Source organism: Streptomyces sp. NRRL S-350 (assembly GCF_000719705.1).
Classification (GTDB): domain Bacteria; phylum Actinomycetota; class Actinomycetes; order Streptomycetales; family Streptomycetaceae; genus Kitasatospora.
The window spans coordinates 59,820-78,261 of the sequence record NZ_JOHO01000018.1; the positions used below are offsets into that span (position 1 = coordinate 59,820).

15 protein-coding genes are annotated in these 18,442 nt (G+C 73.8%); 3 read left to right on the forward strand and 12 right to left on the reverse strand.

Annotation, left to right across the window (positions count from 1 at the left end):
* Positions 1-158 precede the first annotated feature (158 nt).
* Both IF30_RS0118470 and IF30_RS0118475 read left to right on the forward strand, forming a co-directional pair.
* A complete protein-coding gene (locus IF30_RS0118470; protein WP_030239318.1) occupies positions 159-2,354 on the forward strand; it encodes a RecQ family ATP-dependent DNA helicase in 2,196 nt (731 codons plus the stop codon).
* A gap of 364 nt (positions 2,355-2,718) precedes the next feature.
* Positions 2,719-3,480 carry a hypothetical protein gene (locus IF30_RS0118475; RefSeq protein WP_420791147.1) on the forward strand — a complete coding sequence of 254 codons (762 nt, stop codon included), beginning with the start codon at positions 2,719-2,721 and terminating at the stop codon, positions 3,478-3,480.
* 157 nt (positions 3,481-3,637) lie between these two features.
* On the opposite strand, the gene IF30_RS0118480 is transcribed toward IF30_RS0118475, so the two are convergent.
* The 3 genes from IF30_RS0118480 to IF30_RS48690 all read right to left on the reverse strand — a co-directional run bounded on the left by IF30_RS0118480 (position 3,638) and on the right by IF30_RS48690 (position 6,010).
* The gene (locus tag IF30_RS0118480) at positions 3,638-4,348 is read right to left on the reverse strand and encodes a hypothetical protein (RefSeq protein ID WP_051710561.1); all 711 of its coding nucleotides are present in this window, start codon (positions 4,346-4,348) and stop codon (positions 3,638-3,640) included.
* Between the two features lie 111 nt (positions 4,349-4,459).
* A complete protein-coding gene (locus tag IF30_RS0118485; protein ID WP_030239327.1) occupies positions 4,460-5,158 on the reverse strand; it encodes a ribonuclease HII in 699 nt (232 codons plus the stop codon).
* Between the two features lie 246 nt (positions 5,159-5,404).
* Positions 5,405-6,010: a TetR/AcrR family transcriptional regulator gene (locus tag IF30_RS48690; protein ID WP_051710562.1), complete on the reverse strand. Its 606-nt coding sequence runs from the start codon at positions 6,008-6,010 to the stop codon at positions 5,405-5,407.
* Positions 6,011-6,518: 508 nt separating this feature from the next.
* Between IF30_RS48690 and IF30_RS0118495 the strand changes: the two genes are divergently transcribed.
* On the forward strand, positions 6,519-8,069 hold the full coding sequence (locus IF30_RS0118495) for a DHA2 family efflux MFS transporter permease subunit (protein ID WP_051710563.1): 1,551 nt from the start codon (positions 6,519-6,521) through the stop codon (positions 8,067-8,069).
* Positions 8,070-8,147: 78 nt separating this feature from the next.
* Here the strand turns inward: IF30_RS0118495 and IF30_RS0118500 are convergent, their stop codons facing one another.
* From IF30_RS0118500 to IF30_RS41655, 9 genes are all read right to left on the reverse strand, one after another.
* Complete coding sequence (locus IF30_RS0118500; protein ID WP_234322746.1) at positions 8,148-9,164, reverse strand: carbohydrate ABC transporter permease; 1,017 nt, start codon at positions 9,162-9,164, stop codon at positions 8,148-8,150.
* Between the two features lie 110 nt (positions 9,165-9,274).
* Positions 9,275-10,312 carry a carbohydrate ABC transporter permease gene (locus IF30_RS0118505; RefSeq protein WP_078891490.1) on the reverse strand — a complete coding sequence of 346 codons (1,038 nt, stop codon included), beginning with the start codon at positions 10,310-10,312 and terminating at the stop codon, positions 9,275-9,277.
* A 175-nt stretch (positions 10,313-10,487) separates the two neighbouring features.
* Complete coding sequence (locus tag IF30_RS0118510; protein ID WP_078891491.1) at positions 10,488-11,876, reverse strand: ABC transporter substrate-binding protein; 1,389 nt, start codon at positions 11,874-11,876, stop codon at positions 10,488-10,490.
* A gap of 431 nt (positions 11,877-12,307) precedes the next feature.
* The gene (locus IF30_RS0118515) at positions 12,308-13,522 is read right to left on the reverse strand and encodes a cytochrome P450 family protein (protein ID WP_030239339.1); all 1,215 of its coding nucleotides are present in this window, start codon (positions 13,520-13,522) and stop codon (positions 12,308-12,310) included.
* 35 nt (positions 13,523-13,557) lie between these two features.
* Positions 13,558-14,802 (reverse strand): cytochrome P450, encoded by a 1,245-nt coding sequence (locus tag IF30_RS0118520; protein ID WP_030239342.1) that lies wholly within the window; start codon positions 14,800-14,802, stop codon positions 13,558-13,560.
* Positions 14,799-15,497 carry a GTP-binding protein gene (locus IF30_RS0118525; protein WP_234322750.1) on the reverse strand — a complete coding sequence of 233 codons (699 nt, stop codon included), beginning with the start codon at positions 15,495-15,497 and terminating at the stop codon, positions 14,799-14,801. Before IF30_RS0118525 ends, IF30_RS0118520 begins: the two co-directional genes overlap by 4 nt.
* 91 nt (positions 15,498-15,588) lie before the next feature.
* Positions 15,589-15,957 carry a DUF742 domain-containing protein gene (locus IF30_RS0118530; protein WP_030239348.1) on the reverse strand — a complete coding sequence of 123 codons (369 nt, stop codon included), beginning with the start codon at positions 15,955-15,957 and terminating at the stop codon, positions 15,589-15,591.
* Positions 15,954-16,406 carry a roadblock/LC7 domain-containing protein gene (locus tag IF30_RS0118535; RefSeq protein WP_051710565.1) on the reverse strand — a complete coding sequence of 151 codons (453 nt, stop codon included), beginning with the start codon at positions 16,404-16,406 and terminating at the stop codon, positions 15,954-15,956. The genes IF30_RS0118530 and IF30_RS0118535 overlap by 4 nt, the downstream gene beginning before the upstream one ends.
* Positions 16,403-18,307 carry a sensor histidine kinase gene (locus IF30_RS41655; protein ID WP_063752688.1) on the reverse strand — a complete coding sequence of 635 codons (1,905 nt, stop codon included), beginning with the start codon at positions 18,305-18,307 and terminating at the stop codon, positions 16,403-16,405. Before IF30_RS41655 ends, IF30_RS0118535 begins: the two co-directional genes overlap by 4 nt.
* Positions 18,308-18,442: the final 135 nt, after the last annotated feature.

The window sequence follows — 18,442 nt, forward strand, 5'->3', positions numbered from 1 at the left end:
GAATTTCCCTTCACTCATTCGGCGGATGCGACACTCCCTCCGCCGAGTGGATTTTGACCGCCGTTCAGCGGACCAACGGATGAAATGCACCCCGCCTTCCCCTGGCCCCGCCCTCCGGAATTCGTCGCTTGTCGGCGGCACGGGGTTACATGGACGCCATGCAGCAGCCCGACACCCACACCACCGCCACCACCGACCGCGCCGAGGTCCGGGCGCGGGCCGAGGCCGTCCTGCGCGAGCTCGCCGGCCCCGGCGCCGCCCTGCGCGAGGACCAGTGGACCGCCATCGAGGCCCTCGTGGTCGACCACCGCCGCGCCCTGGTCGTCCAGCGCACCGGCTGGGGGAAGTCCGCGGTCTACTTCATCGCCACCGCCCTGCTCCGGGCCCGCGGCGCCGGGCCGACGGTGATCGTCTCGCCGCTGCTCGCCCTCATGCGCAACCAGGTGGAGTCGGCGGCCCGGGCCGGCATCCACGCCCGCACCATCAACTCGGCCAACACCGACGAGTGGGACGGGATCCAGGCCGAGGTCGCCGCGGGGAAGGTCGACGTCCTGCTGGTCAGCCCCGAGCGGCTGAACAACCCGGACTTCCGTGACCAGGTGCTGCCCAAGCTGGCCGCCTCCACCGGCCTGCTGGTGGTCGACGAGGCGCACTGCATCTCGGACTGGGGGCACGACTTCCGCCCCGACTACCGCCGGCTGCGCACCATGCTCGCGGAGCTGTCGCCCGGGGTCCCGGTGCTGGCCACCACCGCCACCGCCAACGCCCGGGTCACCGCGGACGTCGCCGAGCAGCTCGGCACCGGCGCCGGCGACGAGCACGCCCTGGTCCTGCGCGGGCCGCTCGACCGGGAGAGCCTCACCCTGGGCGTGCTCGCCCTGCCCGACCCGGCGCACCGGCTCGCCTGGCTGGCCGACCACCTCGACCGGCTCCCCGGCTCGGGCATCGTCTACACCCTGACGGTGGCCGCGGCCGAGGAGGTGACGGCCTTCCTGCGCGAGCGCGGCTTCCCGGTGGCCTCCTACTCCGGCCGCACCGAGGACGCCGAGCGCCGCACCGCCGAGGCCGACCTGCTGGCCAACCGGGTCAAGGCGCTGGTGGCCACCTCCGCACTCGGCATGGGCTTCGACAAGCCGGACCTCGGCTTCGTGGTGCACCTGGGCTCGCCCAGCTCGCCGATCGCCTACTACCAGCAGGTCGGCCGGGCCGGGCGCGGTGTGGACCGGGCCGAGGTGCTGCTGCTGCCCGGGCGCGAGGACGAGGCGATCTGGCGCTACTTCGCCTCGCTCGCCTTCCCGCCGGAGGAGCAGGTGCGCCGCACCGTCGACGCCCTGACCGAGGCCGGCCGCCCGCTCTCCACCGCTGCCCTGGAGCCCCGGGTCGACCTGCGCCGGGCCAGGCTGGAGACGATGCTCAAGGTGCTCGACGTGGACGGCGCCGTCCGCCGGGTCAAGGGCGGCTGGACGGCCACCGGGCAGAGCTGGGAGTACGACACCGCCCGCTACGCCAACGTCGCCGCCTCCCGGGAGGCGGAGCAGCGCGCGATGCGCGAGTATGCGGCGACCACCGGCTGCCGGATGGAGTTCCTGCGCCGGCAGCTGGACGACGAGCAGGCCGCGCCGTGCGGGCGGTGCGACAACTGTGCGGGCCCGCTGCACACCCCGGACGTCACGGAGGAGACGCTGGCGGCCGCCCGGGCCGCACTCGGCCGACCGGGCGTGAGCTTCGAGCCGCGCCGGCTCTGGCCGACCGGGATGGACGCGCTCGGGGTGCCGCTCAAGGGTCGAATCCCGGCGGGCGAGCAGGCCGAGACCGGCCGGGCGCTCGGCCGGCTGTCCGACATCGGCTGGGGGAACCGGCTGCGCACCCTGCTCGCCGAGCAGGCACCGGACGTACCGGTGCCCGGCGAGGCGGTGGACGCGCTCGTGGCGGTGCTCGCCGACTGGGCCCGCGGGCCGGGCGGCTGGGCCGGGCCCGCGACGGCGGAGGGCGCCCGGCTGGAGCGGCCGGTCGGCGTGGTGGCCATGGCCTCCTCGGCGCGCCCGCAGCTGGTCGGCAGCCTCGGCGCCCGGATCGCCGAGATCGGGCGGCTGCCGCTGCTCGGCCGGATCGAGTACGCCGGCGGGCTGCCGCCGCACGGGGCCCGGAGCAACAGCGCACAGCGGCTCCACTCGCTGGCTGGGGCACTGGTCCTGCCGCCGGAGGTGGAGCAGGCGGTGGCGGCCGCCGGAGGGCCGGTGCTGCTGGTGGACGACCTCGTCGACTCGGGCTGGACGGTCACCGTGGCCGCCCGGCTGCTGCGCCGGGCCGGAGCGAGCGCGGTGCTGCCGCTGGTGCTGGCCGTGCAGGGCTGACGGGGCGGTGAAGAGCGGTCGAGGGCACGACGGCCTTCACTCGAATGGCCTAACAGAAAGGATCCGACGAAGCGGTATCGATCACACCGGCCAGCCGGCCTGACACGGGGCGGCCACCAGGCCGGCCACACTCCACCTCGCCCTTCGGGGTTGTGGATCAAGGCCTGGCGGCACTCTGGCGGCGATCACGGGAGGGAGGCACATATCCGGCAGAACATGGACTTTCGGATGGCGTTCATCGTTTCATCATTGCCGCTCCGGCCCCCATGCCCCGAGAATTGGGAGGTACCCGAAACTCGGTCCACCGGACTCGCCCTTCGGCGTACCCAGGCACCCGCCTGCTCGCGGGCCAGGAAGGAGGATCGTGATCAACGGTATCGACCGAGGTCAACATCCCCTCTCCGGAGGTTCTGGGCTCAGACGGGTGCTGGACCTGGAGACCTGGACTGCCTCGGGGATCCCGTTGCTGCGCGACCCCCGCGAATTCGTCCTGGAACTGCACCAACGCCACCTGCCCCAGCCCGGCACGGTCGTGATCGCCGTCCTCGACGCCCTCCACCACCTGGCCGCCTCGGCCTCCTTCACCCCCTGGCCGCACGACACTGACGGCTGGCAGCACCGGAACGCCCTGCTGTCGCACCTGCGCCGGATCATCCCGCACGACCTGCGACTACCCGAGCCCACCCGCACGGCCGTTCTGCTGCGCTGCCGCGACGGCGCACCCGGCTGGACCGAACAGGACGGCGCCTGGATGTGGGCGCTACGGGACGCGGCCGCCCTGCACGGCCTGCGCTGCGGCGCGTACATCGGGCTCACCCCTGCGGGGTGGCAGATCCTCGGGGACGGACGCAACGGACGCAATCCACACGCGGGTTCGTGGGCGGACGGACCGGTGCACACCGTGACGGAGCTGCCGCCACGCTCGGCGCTCGACGGCCCGCGCGGCCAGCGCACCCGCCGGCAGGCAGCCGGTCCGGCTCAACAGGGCCAGCAGATCCAAGAGGCCCAACAGGTCCGGCAAGCCCAGCAGGAGGAGGACAACCCGCGCTCCACACAGTCCGGGCCGCCGTGGATCCCGGCGAGGACCGCGCCGGCCGAGCGGAGCCGCCGCACCGGCACGCGCTGACACCGCCGGGCGCACACCGCCGGGTGCACACCGCCGGCCGGACGGTGCCGACCGACTCGGGTTCGACCGGCCCCGTCGAAGGACGGACACGGACGCCGGACTCGGACGCCGGGCCCGGCACCGTACGGCACCGGGCCCGGGACGGGACGGCAGTGGGTCAGGCCCTGACCGGGCGTCCGGGTGCGGCACCGGCCGCCCTGGCACCGGTCGCACCCGCGCCGGACGGGTTTGCGCCAGCCGGGCCTGCGTCGCCGCAGACCACGAGCAGCGCGGTCGCGTGGCCGAGCGCCTTGGTGTAGGCCTCGGCGGCCCGGGCGGCCGAGCCGCCGTTGACCACCAGGACGACCGCCTCTCGGCGGACCGGGCGGGTCAGCGCGGCGTCGGCGTAGAACACGTCCCCGCCCTCGGCGAGTTGCGCCCAGTAGCGCTGCTCGCCGAAGGACAGCTCGTGCTGCTGCCAGGGGTGTGCCCCGCCGACCGTCAGCACCAGGATCTCGCCCGGGTCGCGGCCGGAGTCGAGCAGCTGGTCGACCACGTCGTCGGCACGCTCGACCGCCTCGGCGGGAGTGACGGCGATCCGCCGGACCTCCACCCGCGACGCGGCAGCGGCCGGGCGGCGCGGCGCCGGACCGGGCTTGGGGATCTGCGGCGGCGGACCGGGACGGGCGGCGCGCGGCGGTGCCGGGCGCGGGGGCGCCGGCCGGGGGCCGGGCACCGGAGCCGGGGCGGCGACGGTGGTGGGTACGGTGGCGGGCGCGCCGTTGCCGGCAGGCGCGCGGAGGGCTTGTGCGTCCGACTCGCGGGGGAAGGGAACGCCGGGGCCCGGGAGGCTCTCGTGAATCTCCGGCTCCTCGGGGAAGACAGGCATACCCGGATATCTATCAAATGCCGATCGGACGCGCACGGGCACCCCACCCCTTGGGCGTCGGACACCTGCCGCTTCCGCCCGGGGCAATTTCAGACGTTTCCAGACGGACCGTCAGAAACCGAGTGCGAGTTGTTCGTCGGCGGAGCCCCGGGCCTCGACCGCGTCCTCTCGGACGCGCTTGAGGTGGCGCCACTTCGGCAGGGCGTCCATGTACGCCCAGGAGACCCGGTGGTGCTCGGTGGGCCCGCGCTCCTCCAGCGCGGCGCGGTGCACCGGGGACGGGTAGCCGGCGTTCTCGGCGAAGCCGTACTCCGGGCACGCCTCGCCCAGTTCGGCCATCAGGCCGTCGCGGTGGACCTTGGCGAGCACCGAGGCGGCGGAGACGCAGATGCAGGACTGGTCGCCCTTGATCACCGTGCGCACCCGCCAGGGGCCGCCGAGGTAGTCGTGCTTGCCGTCCAGGATCACGGCGTCGGGTTCGACGGGCAGCGCCTCCAGGGCGCGGACGGCGGCCAGCCGCAGCGCCGCCGTCATGCCGAGTTCGTCGCACTCCTGCGGCGAGGCCTGACCGACGGCGTACGCGGTGACCCAGTCGGCGAGGACCGGGGCGAGCGTGCGGCGGCGCAGCCCGGTCAGCAGCTTGGAGTCCGTCAGCCCCTCCGGCGCCTTGCGCAGGCCGGTGACGGCCGCGCCCACGGCGACCGGCCCGGCCCAGGCGCCGCGCCCGACCTCGTCCAGCCCGACGACGATCCTGGCGCCGGCCCGGCGGAGCGAGCGTTCGACGGAGTGCGTCGGCGGGACGATGGGCATGGCGGTTTCCGTTCGATCGGGGCAGCCTCCAGCCTAAGCCCGCCCCGCCATGGCCCGGCCCGCGCGCCCGCACGCACGCACGCCGACGCGCACGCGCAACCCGGCCCCCGCCCCCGCCCCCGGACACCCGAACGCCGGGACACCCGAACCCACGCCGAGACCGAGCCGGAGCCCACCCCCGCCTGCGCCTGCGCCCGCGCCCGCGCGCCCGCCCCCCGCCGGGCAGCGCCGTCCCTGCCGCGGGCCTCAGGGGCGGATCATCGGCTGCAGGACCTCGTCCACCAGCCTGGTGGCGAAGTCCGGCCCCACGCCCTGGAATCCGCGGATCTTGGCCTGGTAGAGCAGCATCGCCGGGATGACGTCGGCGACGAGCGCGGTGGCCGCCCCGGGCCGGACGTCGCCGCGCTCGGTGCCACGGCGCAGGATCTCCAGGATGGTCGCCGTGGTGGGCTCGACGACCCGGTCGTTGATGAAGCCCTTGAAGACCTCGGCCCGCTCCTGGTCGATCTCGGCCATCAGCGCGTGGAGGGCGGCGCCGACCCGGGAGGTCACCGCCGTAGTGAACGCCTCGATGAGCTGGTGGAGTTCGTCGCGGGCGGACCCGAGGTCGGGGGTGTCGTAAGGGCGTGGAAGAGTGGCGTCCAGGGCGTCGATGACGAGTTCGTCCTTGGACGCCCAGCGCCGGTAGAGCGCGGCCTTCCCGGTCCGCGCCGCTCCGGCGACCCCTTCCATGGTCAGCCGTGCGTATCCGCCGGAGGTGAGCTGGTCGAGCGCGGCCTCGAAGATCGCGTTCTCCAGTTCCTTGCCCCGCCGCCGGCCGGGCCGCGTCAGGGCCTGGTGGGCGGCCCGCACCGGGCAGTGGGCCGGCTCCGGCCGCGGTTCCCCTCCCGGCGCTCCCGCGGCACGTGCGGCACGTGCGGCACCTGCGGCACCCGCAACCCCCGGGGCGCCGAAGGCCCTCGGGGCACCGGAGGCGCCAGAGGGGCCCGGCGGCCCCGCAGGCGGCGCGGCCACTTCGGCCCCTCCGGCCCCGCCCTCCTCTCCTGCCTCTCCCGACGCCCGCTCCGATGACCGCTCCGACCCCCGCTCCGACGACCGCTCCGACGACCGTCCCGCTGACCTGCCGGCCGACTTGCCCGACGGCCGACCGGACCGGTCCGCCACCAGGCGCCGCACCAACCGCTCCATCGCCACCACCCTTAAGGAACGCTTGCGTTCACAATCAAGCCCGGATATCGTCCAGATTAGTGAACGATCCCGTTCCTTCCCAGCCTGCGCAAGCCCGCGCAGCACCGCACCAGGGCACCGACGCTCCGCCGGGTCCACCGCACCGAGCACATAGCCAGCAGGGGGCACATTCGTGGCTATCTCCGACACGCTCAACAAGAACTCACCGCCGAAGGCCGGAAAGGGCCGGGGCAAGGGCATCACCCTGACCGTCATCGCGGCCACCCAGCTCATGGTGGTGCTCGACGCGACGATCGTGAACATCGCGTTGCCGCACATCAAGGACGCGCTGAACTTCTCGACCACCGACCTGTCGTGGGTCATCAACGCCTACACACTGACCTTCGGCGGCCTGCTGCTGCTCGGCGGTCGCGCGGGCGACATCCTCGGCCGCCGACGGGTGTTCATCTTCGGCACCCTGCTGTTCGGCCTGGCCTCGCTGCTCGGTGGCTTCGCCCAGGACAGCGGCCTGCTGCTGGCCTCCCGCGCGCTCCAGGGCATCGGTGGCGCGATCTGCTCCCCGACGGCCTTCGCCCTGATCGCCACCAACTTCGAGGAGGGGCCGGAACGCAACAAGGCGTTCGGCGTCTTCTCGGCGGTGGCCGGCTCGGGCGCCGCGATCGGCCTGCTGGCCGGCGGCCTGCTCACCGAGTACCTGAACTGGCGCTGGGTGTTCTTCGTCAACGTGCCGATCGCGATCCTGATCGCGATCGCCGCGCCGCGTCACATCGCCGAGTCCGAGCGCCACCCGGGCCGTTTCGACCTGCCCGGCGCCCTCACCTCGACGCTCGGTCTGGTGGGCCTGGTGTACGGGTTCATCCGGGCCGCCTCGGACGGCTGGTCCGACAGCGTCACGCTCGGCTCCTTCGCGGCAGGCGTGATCCTGCTCGCGGCGTTCCTCGTGATCGAGAACCGCACCGACCAGCCGATCACCCCGCTGCACCTGTTCGCCGACCGCAACCGCACCGGCGGACTGGTGATGATGCTCTGCCTGGCCGCGGCCATGTTCGGCATCTTCTTCTACGTGGTGCTGTTCGTGCAGGGCCCGCTCGGCTACAGCCCGTTGAAGGCCGGCGTGTCCTTCCTGCCGATCAGCGTCTCGATCATCATCGCCGCGCAGATCGCCTCCACCCTCCAGGCCAAGTACGGGCCGAAGCCCTTCATGGCGGGCGGCGCCCTGCTGGTCACCGTCGGCCTCACCTGGCTGACCCAGATGAGCAAGGACAGCGGCTACCTGGACGGGGTGCTCGGCCCCACGGTGGTGTTCGGCTTCGGCATGGGTCTGATCTTCGTCCCGGTGATGCTGCTCGCCGTCGCGGGCGTCCCGGGCGAGGAGACCGGTGCCGCCTCCGGCCTGCTCAACTCGATGCAGCAGATCGGCGGTTCGCTCGGCCTCTCGATCCTCACCACCGTCTTCGCGCACTACGCCACGGCCGAGGCCACCGCGCAGACGCCGGGATTCCTGAAGAGCGCGACGCCGGAGCAGTTGGCCTACCTCCAGCAGCACCACGAGTTCCCGGCGGGGACGGACGCCGCCAACACCGTCCTCACCCAGGGCATTTCGCACGGCTTCATCGTGGGCGCCGCACTCGCGGCCGTCGCCCTGCTGGTCTCGGTCTTCGTGATCAAGGCCAAGGCCGGCGATCTGCCGAGCGGCGACTCCGCCGCCGTCGCGATGCACTGACGCCGGAAGGAAGCGGAAGGGCCGGCCGGGAGCACCACGCTCCCGGCCGGCCCTTCCGCGTCCGGGCAACCGCCCGGGTCAGCCCTTCACCGACCCTGCCAGCAGCCCCCGGACGAAGTACCGCTGCAGGCTGAAGAAGACGATCAACGGCACGATGATCGACAGGAACGCGCCCGCCGTCAGCAGCTCCCAACGCCCGCCGAGCGAGCCGGACAGCTGGGCCAGCCGCACCGTCATCGGCGCCACCTCCGGGGTGCCGCCGGCGAAGGTCAGCGCGACCAGCAGGTCGTTCCAGACCCACAGGAACTGGAAGATCGCGAACGAGGCCAGCGCCGGGGCGCTCAGCGGCAGGACGATCGAGCGGAAGATCTTGAAGTGCGAGGCGCCGTCCACCACCGCCGCCTCCATCAGGTCGCGCGGCAGCTGGGCGATGAAGTTGTGCAGCAGGAACACCGCGAGCGGCATCGCGAACATGGTGTGCGCCAGCCACACCGGCGCGTAGCTGCCCTTCAGGTCCACCGCCGGGACCAGCGTCAGCGAACCCAGGTGCGCGCCGGAGGCGAACAGCCGCAGCAGCGGGATCAGCGCCATCTGGAGCGGCACCACCTGCAGGGCGAACACCGTGAAGAACACCGTGTCGCTCCCCCGGAACCGGACCCAGGCCAGCGCGTAGGCCGCCATGGCGGCGAGCACCAGCGGGAAGACGGTCGCCGGGATGCTGATCGCCAGCGAGTTCACCAGGAACGGCATCAGGCCGGTGGAGGCGCCGGAGCCGCCCTCGAACAGCACCGAGTGGTAGTTGCCGAGGCCGAAGTCCGGGTGGAGGAGGGCGTTCCACCAGCCGCTGGACGTCACGTCCTGCTTGGGCCGCAGCGAGGTGACCAGCAGGCCCAGCGTCGGGACCGTCCAGAGCACCGTCACCGCGATCACGAACACCGAGGCGAGCGGGCTGCTGAAGACCTTGCGGACCGGACTGCTGGAGGCGCCGACGCCACCGGGGCCGCCGGAGCCATCAGGACCGCCGGCCGGCCGGGCGGACCCCTGCGGGCCGGACGCCCTCGGGGCGGGCACCCCCGGCGCTGACGCCGCCGGCACGGGCCCCTTCGGCCCGGACCCCGCCGGGTCGGACCCCTCTGGCACGGCCCCCTCCGGGTCGGAACCCTTGGGGCCGGACGCCTCCGGGTCGGAGGACTTCCGCTGCGAGGTCACCGCACCTCACGCTCCTTCCGCAGCTGCAGGATGTTGTACGCCACCAGTGGCAGCACCGCGATGAACAGGATCACCGCGAGGGCGCTGCCACGTCCGGAGTTGAACTGCACGAAGGACTGCGAGTACATCTCGTTGGCCAGCACCTGGGTGCCGAAGTTGCCGCCCGTCATGGTGCGGACGATGTCGAAGGCCTTGAGCGTGATGATCATGACGGTGGTCAGCACCACCATCACCGTGGTGCGGATCATCGGCACGGTGACGTACCAGAACAGCCGCAGCCCGTTCGCGCCGTCCAGTCGGGCCGCCTCGACGACCTCGTCCGGGATCGCCTTGATCGCCGCCGACAGCACGACCATGGCGAAGCCGGTCTGCACCCAGACCATCACCGCCATCAGCAGGAAGGTGTTCAGCGGCTGCGAGAGCAACCAGTTCGGCGGGTCGTCCCAGCCCACCGCGACGGCGAGTTGGCTGAGCAGGCCGATCTGCGGCTGCCCCGGCCCGCGCGACTCGTAGACGAACTTGAAGATGATCGAGGCGCCGACGAGCGAGATCGCCATCGGCATGAAGATCAGCGACTTGTACACCGACTGGCCGCGCATCCGGTCCACCAGCAGGGCGAGCGCCAGGCCCAGGCCGGTCGCGACCAGCGGTGCGACCACCAGCCACAGCAGCGTGTTGAGCAGCACCTTCTGGACCGAGTCGGTGCTGAGGGCCCAGCCGAAGTTCTCGCCGCCGACGAACCGGCTGCCGTCGTCGTTCTGCAGGCTCAGGTAGACCGTGCGGACCAGCGGCACCACCAGGCCGACGGCCAGCAGCACCACCGCCGGGCCGAGGAAGACGGCGACCGCCAGCGGCCTGGCCAGGCGGCCCCGGGCCCGGCCGGCGATCAGGAAGACCACCAGCAGGATGCCGAGGAAGCCCGCGACGGCGCCGAAGGTGTTGCCGAACTTGACCGCCGCGTCGCCCCAGGAGCCGACCGCCAGTCTCTCGGTGGCCGTCGCGGCGGCGGATGACGGGAATCCGGTTACGGACATGACCGTGCGTCCCTTCGGGTGCGGTGGGAAGGGGGCGGGCGGTGCGGGTGGGTGGCCCCGCACCGCCCTCGACAGGTGGTCCTCTGACGGGCCGGAGCAGCCGCAGCGCCGGACCGGCCGGGCCAATGGAAACAGCCCGGATCCACGGGCGCCGCCGGAGCAGCCGGAGCGCCCGCTACTGCGGCCAGGCGGCGTCGATGTCGGCGGCGGTCTTCTGGATCGACTGCCCCTCGGCGAACCAGGCCGTCAGCGACTTCCACTCCTGCCCGGCACCGATCGCGGCCGGCATCAGGTCGGAGCCGTCGAAGCGGAAGGTGGCCGCCGGGTCGGTCAGCGCCTCGGCCGAGAGCTTGTCGATCGGGTCGGTGTACAGGCTCTTGTCCACGCCCTGGTTGGCGGAGACCCAGCCGCTCGCGGCCTTCACCCGGCTGCTCGCCCAGTCGGAGCTGGACAGGTAGTTCTGCACCGCCTGCACCTCGGGCCGGTCGGAGAAGGCGGCCAGGAACTCGCCGCCGCCCTCGACGGGGTTGGCGACCGACGGGTTGACCGCCGGCAGGTGGAAGGCGAAGACGTCCCCGTCCGGGCCGACCTTGGTGCCCTTGGGCCACTGCGCCTCGTAGAACGAGGCCTGCTGCAGCATCAGGCACTTGCCGCTCAGGACCGGTGTGCCCGCGTCCTGGAAGGTGGTGGTGGCGATCGACTTCACGTCACCGAAGCCCGCGTTGACCCAGGCCGGGTTCTGCATCCAGTCGGCGACCGTCTTCATGGCCGTGGTGATCTTCTGGTCGGAGAACTTCACCTGGTGGCCGACCCACTGGTCGTACACCTCGCCGCCGTAGGTGCCCAGCACCACCTCCTCCAGCCAGTCGGTGGCCGGCCAGCCGGTGGCCGTCCCGGAGGCGATGCCGCCGCACCACGGCTTGGGGCCGCCGGACTTGGCGATCCGGTCGCTGAGCGCCATCAGGTCGGCCCAGGTCTTCGGCGCCTCGTAACCGGCCGCCTTGAAGGCCTTCGGCGAGTACCAGACCAGCGACTTCATGTTGGCGCTCATCGGCGCGGCGTAGAAGGTGCCGTTGACCGAGCCGTAGGTCTTCCAGATCGGGCTCCACTTGTCCTGGTTGGCGACGGTCTGGGCGGGCGGCTTCACCACCTTGCCGCTCTTGACCATCTGCGCCAGCAGGCCCGGCTGCGGGATGATCGCGAAGTCCGGGGCGTTGCCGCCCGCCACCCGGACCGGCAGCTGGGACTCGAAGTCGTTCGACCCCTCGTAGCTGATCTTGATCCCGGTGCACTTGGAGAAGTCGGCCCAGGACTTCTCCAGGTTGTCCGATTCCGGGCTCAGGATGGAGGCGAACATCGTCACGGTCGTGCCCGAATGTCCGGCGTACGGCTGGTACTTGGCGCAGTCGCCGGACAGCGACTGGGTCGCGCCGCCTCCGCCGCCGCCCGAACCGCCGGAGCTGTTGGAGCAGGCCGCCGTCAACGCCAGTGCCGCCAACAGGGCGGGGACGGCGACCAGGCGGCGGCGGGAACGCGGTTGCGGCGCGGTCGGGTTGGGGGTCAATGCGGTCTCCTCGCCAGGGCGTGCTGTCGACGGTGGCTGAACGAGATTGCGCTGTACCGGAGATGGGCTTACGGGAATCCACGGACGGGGCCGGGCTGATCGAAGACGTTAACGCAGCAGCCGGTCCCCGCCAAGGTCCACGTTCGACCTTCACAACCCGGTGTCCGGACCGTGACCCGCCACCAGCCGATTTCCGGACCGCCGCCACCACAAGTCGAAGGCCCCGCCCGGAAACCGGACGGGACCGACAGGGCCGGGCCGACGAGGCCGGACCGACGGGACCGGGCCGGACGGGACCAGGCCGACGGGGCCGGGGCTCCGACACGGGATCGACGGTGCGGGGCGAAGACCCCGACCGCCGGCAACCGGGCCGGAGCCGGGCCGGGGCCAGGCCGGGGTCAGGCCGGAGCCGGGCCGGAGCCGGGCCGGGGTCAGAACAGCCGGACCGGCAGCTCCAGCAGGCTGTTCACCACCAGCGACGGGCTCGGCCGCAGCTCGGCGTCCGACACCGCGAGCGACAGCTCCGGGAACCGCTCGAACAGCGCCGGCAGGGCGACGCCCGCCTCCAGCCGGGCCAGCGGCGAGCCCGGGCAGACGTGCGGGCCGTGGCCGAAGGACAGGTGGCGGGTCGGGTCCCGGGTGATGTCGAACAGCTCCGCCGTCACGCCGTGCTGCAGCGGATCCCGTCCGATGGCGTTGTACGAGACCAGCACCGGCTCGCCCGCCGGGATCACCACGTCGCCGACCGGGACGTCCGCGGCGGTGAAGCGGAACAGGAAGTTGCTGGTCGGCGGTGTCCAGCGGAGCGACTCCTCCACCACCGCGTCCCAGGGCACCTGCCCCGAGCGCGCCAGCTCCAGTTGGTCCGGGTGCGCCAGCAGCGCCCGCACCGCGTTGCCGATCAGGTTCACCGTGGTCTCGTGGCCGGCCGCGATGATCACCCGCAGGGTCGCCGCCGCCTCCGCGTCCGTCAGCGCCCCGCCCTCGGTGTCGGCCGCCAGCAGTGCGCTCGCCAGGTCCTCCCCGGGTGCCGAACGGCGCTGCGCCACCAGGTCGTTGACGAACGCGTTCAGCCCGGCGACGGTCGCCTGGATGCCCGCCGGGTCCGGCTTGATGCCGAAGAACCGCTCGTACAGGTCCCGCAGGACGCCGTGGTCCGACTCCGGTACGCCCAGCAGCGAGCAGATCACCGTCATCGGCAGCGGGAAGGCGAAGGCGGCCTTCAGGTCCACCACCGGCTCCCCCGCCGCCAGGCCGTCCAGCAGCGTGCGGGTGATCTCCTCGATCCGCGGCCGCATCAGCCCCACCCGCCGGGGGGTGAAGGCCTGCGCGACCAGCGCCCGCAGTCGGCGGTGCTCGGCGCCGTCCGTGGTCACCATGCTCGGGCCGGGCACGGCCAGGCCGATCAGCGGCCAGGTCTTCGGCACCTCGCCGCGCTGGTAGGCCGCCCAGTGCGCGGCGTCCTTCACCAGCCGGCCGTCCGTCAACAGTTCGCGCGCGGCGGTGTGCCGGGTCACCGCCCAGGCGGCGACGCCGCCGGGCAACTCGACCGGCACCGCCGGGCCGGCGGCCCGCAGCAGGGCCCCCTCGGCCGCGCTGTCGCGGGCCAGCGGGTCGAGGACGATCGGGGCCGGGGCGGCAGTCATCGGCAACTCTCTTTCGGACGGCGGCTGTTGACGGATCAGGCCGATTGGCCCGGGGTGAACGAGACCGGCAGCGCCACCAGCCCGCGGACCCAGGCCGACGGCCGCCACACCAGCGCGTGCTCGGCCACCGCCAGCCGCAGGTCGGGCAGCCGGTCCAGCAGCACCTCGATCGCGGTGGTGGCGATCACCTCGGCCGCCTCCTGCGCCGGGAACGGGCAGCCGTGCTCGCCGTGGGAGTAGCTCAGGTGCGCCCGGTTGCCCTCGGCCGGCCTGCCGTCGGGCTGCCGGACCGACGGGTCCGCGTTGGCCCCGGCGAAGCCCAGCAGCAGCATGTCGCCCGCGCCGATCCGCTGGCCGCCCAGCTGGGTGTCCCGCACCGCCCAGCGTCCGGCGAAGATCTGTGTCGGGGTGTCCTCCCACAGCGCCTCGTTCAGCGCCTGGCTGATGCTGCGACGGCCCCCCGCCAGCGAGGCGGCGAACCGCTCGTCGGTGAGCATCAGCCGCAGCGCGTTGGAGATCCAGTACGAGCACGGCTGGTGGCCCGCGATCAGCAGTACCCGCAGGTCGCGCATCACCTCGTCATGGGTCAGCCCGGCCGGGTGCGCCAGCATCCGGGAGGCCACGTCGGCACCCGGGTGCTCGGCCTTCTCCTCGACCAGGGCGAGCATCAGCTCCAGCAGCCGCTGCGCCCCGGCCGGCGCGTCCGGGCCGCCGTCCAGCATGGCCAGCAGCGCCGCGATCAGCTGCGGCGCCTGCTCCTCGTCCAGCCCGAGGACCCGGCACAGCACCAGCAGCGGCATCCGGTTCGCGAACTCGGCGACCAGGTCGGCCTCGCCGCGGCCGGCGAACTCGTCGATCAGCCGGTCGGCGATCTCCTCCGCGTGCTTGCGCAGCTCGTACGGGTCGATCCCGGCCAGGGCGTCGGTGACCGCGCGCGAGCGCCGGACGTGCTCCTCGCCCTCGGCGTACAGGACCGACGGGACGGGCGCCATCATCGGCCTCAGCGGCCAGTCGTCGGGCAGCGACTCCCAGGCGTGCCAGCGGCTGGAGTCGCGGCCGAACAGCTGCGGCTGACCGGTCACCAGCTGCAGCTCGCGGTAGCCGATGACCAGCCAGGCGGGTACGCCGCCGGCCAGTTCGACCGGGGCGACGGGGCCGTGCGCGGCCCGCAGCTCGCGGTAGAGCTGGGCCGGGTCGGTCTGGAAGCGCGGCCCGTACAGCGGCGTGGCGGCGGCGTGCGCCGGGCAGCCCGGGGGCGGGGTGGCGGCGGGCTCGGTCACGGGGTGCTCTCCTCGTACATCGCGGTGACGGGGGCTTCGGGGGCGCCGAGAGGGTGGGGAGCCCCGGGAGCGTGGGGAGCCCTGGGAGCGTGGGGAGCCCCGGGAGCTGCCGCGGCCGCCGGGAGGTCCGCGTCGGCCCGGGCCTGGGCCTGTGCCAGGGCGGTCAGGTGGCGCACCAGCTCGATCAGCACCCGCTTGCCGGACTCCCGGTCCCGGGCGTCGCAGTCCACCAGCGGCACCTCGGCCGACAGGTCCAGCGCCTCGCGGACCTGCGCCAGGGAGTGGGTCGGCTCGCCGAAGTTGTTGCGGGCCACGATGAACGGGGTGCCGTGGTGCTCCAGCCGGTCGATCGCGTACCAGGACTCCTCCAGCCGCCTGGTGTCCACCAGGACGACCGCACCGAGCGCACCGCTGAACAGGCGGTCCCAGAGGAACCAGAAACGTTCCTGCCCGGGCGCGCCGAACAGGTACAGCACCTGGCTCTCCGACAGGGTGATCCGGCCGAAGTCGAACGCCACTGTGGTGGACCGCTTGCCCCAGGCACCGGCGGGGTCGACGCCCTCACCGGCCTTGGTCATGACCTCCTCGGTGTTCAGCGGACGGATCTCGCTGACCGAGCCCACCAGCGTGGTCTTGCCGACGCCGAAGCCGCCGACCACGACGATCTTCAGCGCGTTGTCGGCCGTCGCCCGCAGCGGGGTGCGGCCGGTGGCGGGCCGGGCGCCGGAGCCGCCCGCGGCCGGGGAAGAGCCGTGGGCAAGCGGATCGGAGCCGCTCGCGGCCGGGTCAGAGCCGTTGAAGGCCATGCAGCACCTGCTTCAGCGTGTCGAGGTCGGGCAGCCGGGCCTTGTTCGGCGCGAACCGGGGGTGGCGGGCGGTGACCGCCCCGGACTCCAGCAGGTCGCCGAGCAGGATCTTCACCACCGAGACGGGCAGCGCCAGCTCCGCCGCGACCTCCACCACGGCGGTCGGGGCCTCGCACATCCGCAGGATCCGGGCGTGCTCCGACTGCATCCCCGCCGTCGGCCGCCGCTCGGCGACGATCAGGGTGACCAGGTCGAAAGCGTTCTCCGGGGCGCGGCTACGGCCCCGGGTGATGGTGTAGAGGCGGTCCGGATCGTCGTCGCGGCCCGGCAGCACCGGCCCGGCGTTCATGCCCGGGCGCCCTCTCGCGGCGCCGGGTCCACCTCGTCCGGATCGGCCTCGGCAGTGCGGGCCGGCGCGCTGAGGTGGATCCCGATCTGCTCGATCAGGCCGTGCATGTTGTGGCCGACCACGCCGACGTCCGCCTCCTCGTCAGTGACCACCGCCAGGTGCGCCCCCTCGCCGGCCGCCACGATGCACAGGATGCCGCCGTGGAACTCGGTCATCGACTGCCGGACGCCGCCGCTGCCGTCGCCGAACTCGATCGAGGCGCCGTGCGCCAGGCTCTGCAGGCCGGAGGCGATCGCCGCCAGCTGGTCGGCCTGGTCGGTGCTCAGTCCGGCGGTGTGGCAGAGCTTGAGGCCGTCGGCGGAGAGCACCAGGGCGTGCCGGGAGCCGGGGGTGGCCGCCAGCAGGTTTTCCAACAGCCAGTCGAGATCACGGTCGGTGGCGCTGCTCATCGGGAGTCCTTCTCGGTGACGGGGGAAGCGTCGGGCGTGGTGTCCGGGTCTGTGCCTACGGCCGTTCCTGGGCCGACGGCCGTGCCGGTGCCTGGGTCTACGGCCGTGCCTGGGCCGGTGCCTGGGCCGGTGCCTGTGGCCGTGTCCGGGCCGGTGCCTGGGTCTACGGCCGTGCCCGGGCCGGTGCCCGCGGTCGGCGCCCCGGCGGAGCGCTGCTCGACCGCCAGGGGGCGGGCGGCGGCCCGGCGGAACGCGCCGAACCGGGCGGCCGCTACCGCCGCGTCGGCGCGTACGGGCTTCGCCGCGGGGGCCGTCGACGGGGTGGTGGTGGCCAAGGTCTGGCCGCGACGGCGCTGCGGCAGGCCGCTGTCGGTCATCCGGGCCGGCGCGGGCGGCAGCTGGGCGGGAGTTGGGCCCGCGGCCGAGGCGGTGGCCGCGCCGGGGGCGGCAGGCGCCGGCGGCAGGGGGGCGGGCGCGGGTCGGGCGGGGGCCGGACGCGCGGGAGCCGGGCGCGCAGGGGTGAGCGCGGGGCGTACGGACTCCGGGCCCGGCGCCTGTGTCAGGGCGGGCACCGGTGCGGGCTCCGGAGCCGGGTGCGAGAGCAGCTGCTGCGGGATCAGCATCACCACCCCCGTACCGCCGCGCGCCGACGGCCGGAAGGAGATCTGCAGCCCGTGCTTGCGCGCCAGTGCGCCGACCACCGCGAGCCCCAGCCGGGTGCCGGCGGAGAGCGTGGTGAGGTCCAGCGGCTCGGCGGAGACGGCCCGTTCGGCACGGCGCAGCCAGCTGTCGCTCAGGCCCAGTCCGCTGTCCTCGACGGTGACCGCCAGTCCGGCGGACACCTCCTCGACGTAGACGTGCACCTCGGCCGGCGGGGCGGAGAAGTTGGTGGCGTTGTCCAGCAGTTCGGCCAGCGCGTGCATGACGCCCTCGGCGGCGTACCCGGCGACGGCGGCGGTGCTGGCGTTGTGCAGCCGCACCCGCTGGTAGGCGCCGATCCGGCCGAGCGCGCCGCGCAGGACCGACTCCACCGCGATCGGCTTGGCCCAGCGGCGGCCCGAGCGGGCGCCGGTGAGCACCGCGATGCTGTCGGCCATCCGGCCCGCCTGGGCGGTCGAGTGGTCCAGGTGCAGCAGGTCGCCGAGGACCTCCTCGTCGTGCCGGTGCTGCATCTCGCGCAGTTCGGCGTGCATGCTCGTGGCCAGTGCCTGCACGCGCCCGGCGGCGGTCGCGCAGACCGCGAGGGCGGCGGCCCGCAGCCGCTCGCCGCGGCCGATCTCCTCGCCGACGGCGCGCAGCAGCGCGTACTGGGGGTGCTTGCGGTGTGCGGCCAGCGCGCTGTCCACGGCCGCGCCGGCGCGCAGCTTCTTCACCACCTCGGGGAGGACGCCGTCGGCGATCCGGTCCAGTTCGGCGCGCTCGGCCTCGGCCCGCGCCCGTTCCGCCTCCGTCCCGGCCCGCTCGGCGTCCAGTTCGGCCCGCACCCGGGCCAGTTCGGCGTGCCCGGCGGTGACGTCCGCCTCGGCCCGGGCCTGCTGCTCGCGGGCGGTGTCCCGCTCGGTCAGTGCGGCGGCGGCCCGGGCCTCGGCCGCCCTCGCGGCCTGCCGCGCGGAGTCGACGGCGGCCAGTGCCGTCGTGGTCTCCCGGTGCTGCGAGGCCAGTTCCTCGGCCAGGGCGCGGGAGCGCTCGGCGCCGACCGCCGCGAGGCCGACGGCGATCAGCCAGAGCACCGCGACGGCGGCCACCGCGAGCGCGGTGAGCGGCTGGTGCGCGTCCAGCGCCCGGGTGACGCCGACCGGCGCGGCGGCCAGCGCCAGCAGGACGGCGGCGGCCGTCAGGGCGACGGTGCGCGGCGCGGGCCGTCGGCGTGGCCGCCCGTCGGGGCTGGTGGCTTCTCTCATCGGTGCGGTCCTCGGCAACGTCGGCGGGCGGCGGCGGCACGGCGGCGGTTCGGCGACGGTCGGGACCGTCGACAACCGGTCGGGGCGCATACGAGACCGCCCGGCGACGTCCAGGAACGTCTCCGGGCAGCTGAT

Bases quoted from the DNA above. Each gene is read 5' to 3' on its own strand.
- IF30_RS0118485 (WP_030239327.1), bottom strand. From the start codon at position 5,158: ATGCCCATCGTCCCGCCGACGCACTCCGTCGAACGCTCGCTCCGCCGG.
- IF30_RS41655 (WP_063752688.1), bottom strand. From the start codon at position 18,307: ATGAGAGAAGCCACCAGCCCCGACGGGCGGCCACGCCGACGGCCCGCG.
- IF30_RS0118530 (WP_030239348.1), bottom strand. From the start codon at position 15,957: ATGAACGCCGGGCCGGTGCTGCCGGGCCGCGACGACGATCCGGACCGC.
- IF30_RS0118470 (WP_030239318.1), top strand. From the start codon at position 159: ATGCAGCAGCCCGACACCCACACCACCGCCACCACCGACCGCGCCGAG.
- IF30_RS0118515 (WP_030239339.1), bottom strand. From the start codon at position 13,522: ATGACTGCCGCCCCGGCCCCGATCGTCCTCGACCCGCTGGCCCGCGAC.
- IF30_RS0118480 (WP_051710561.1), bottom strand. From the start codon at position 4,348: ATGCCTGTCTTCCCCGAGGAGCCGGAGATTCACGAGAGCCTCCCGGGC.
- IF30_RS0118535 (WP_051710565.1), bottom strand. From the start codon at position 16,406: ATGAGCAGCGCCACCGACCGTGATCTCGACTGGCTGTTGGAAAACCTG.
- IF30_RS0118505 (WP_078891490.1), bottom strand. From the start codon at position 10,312: ATGTCCGTAACCGGATTCCCGTCATCCGCCGCCGCGACGGCCACCGAG.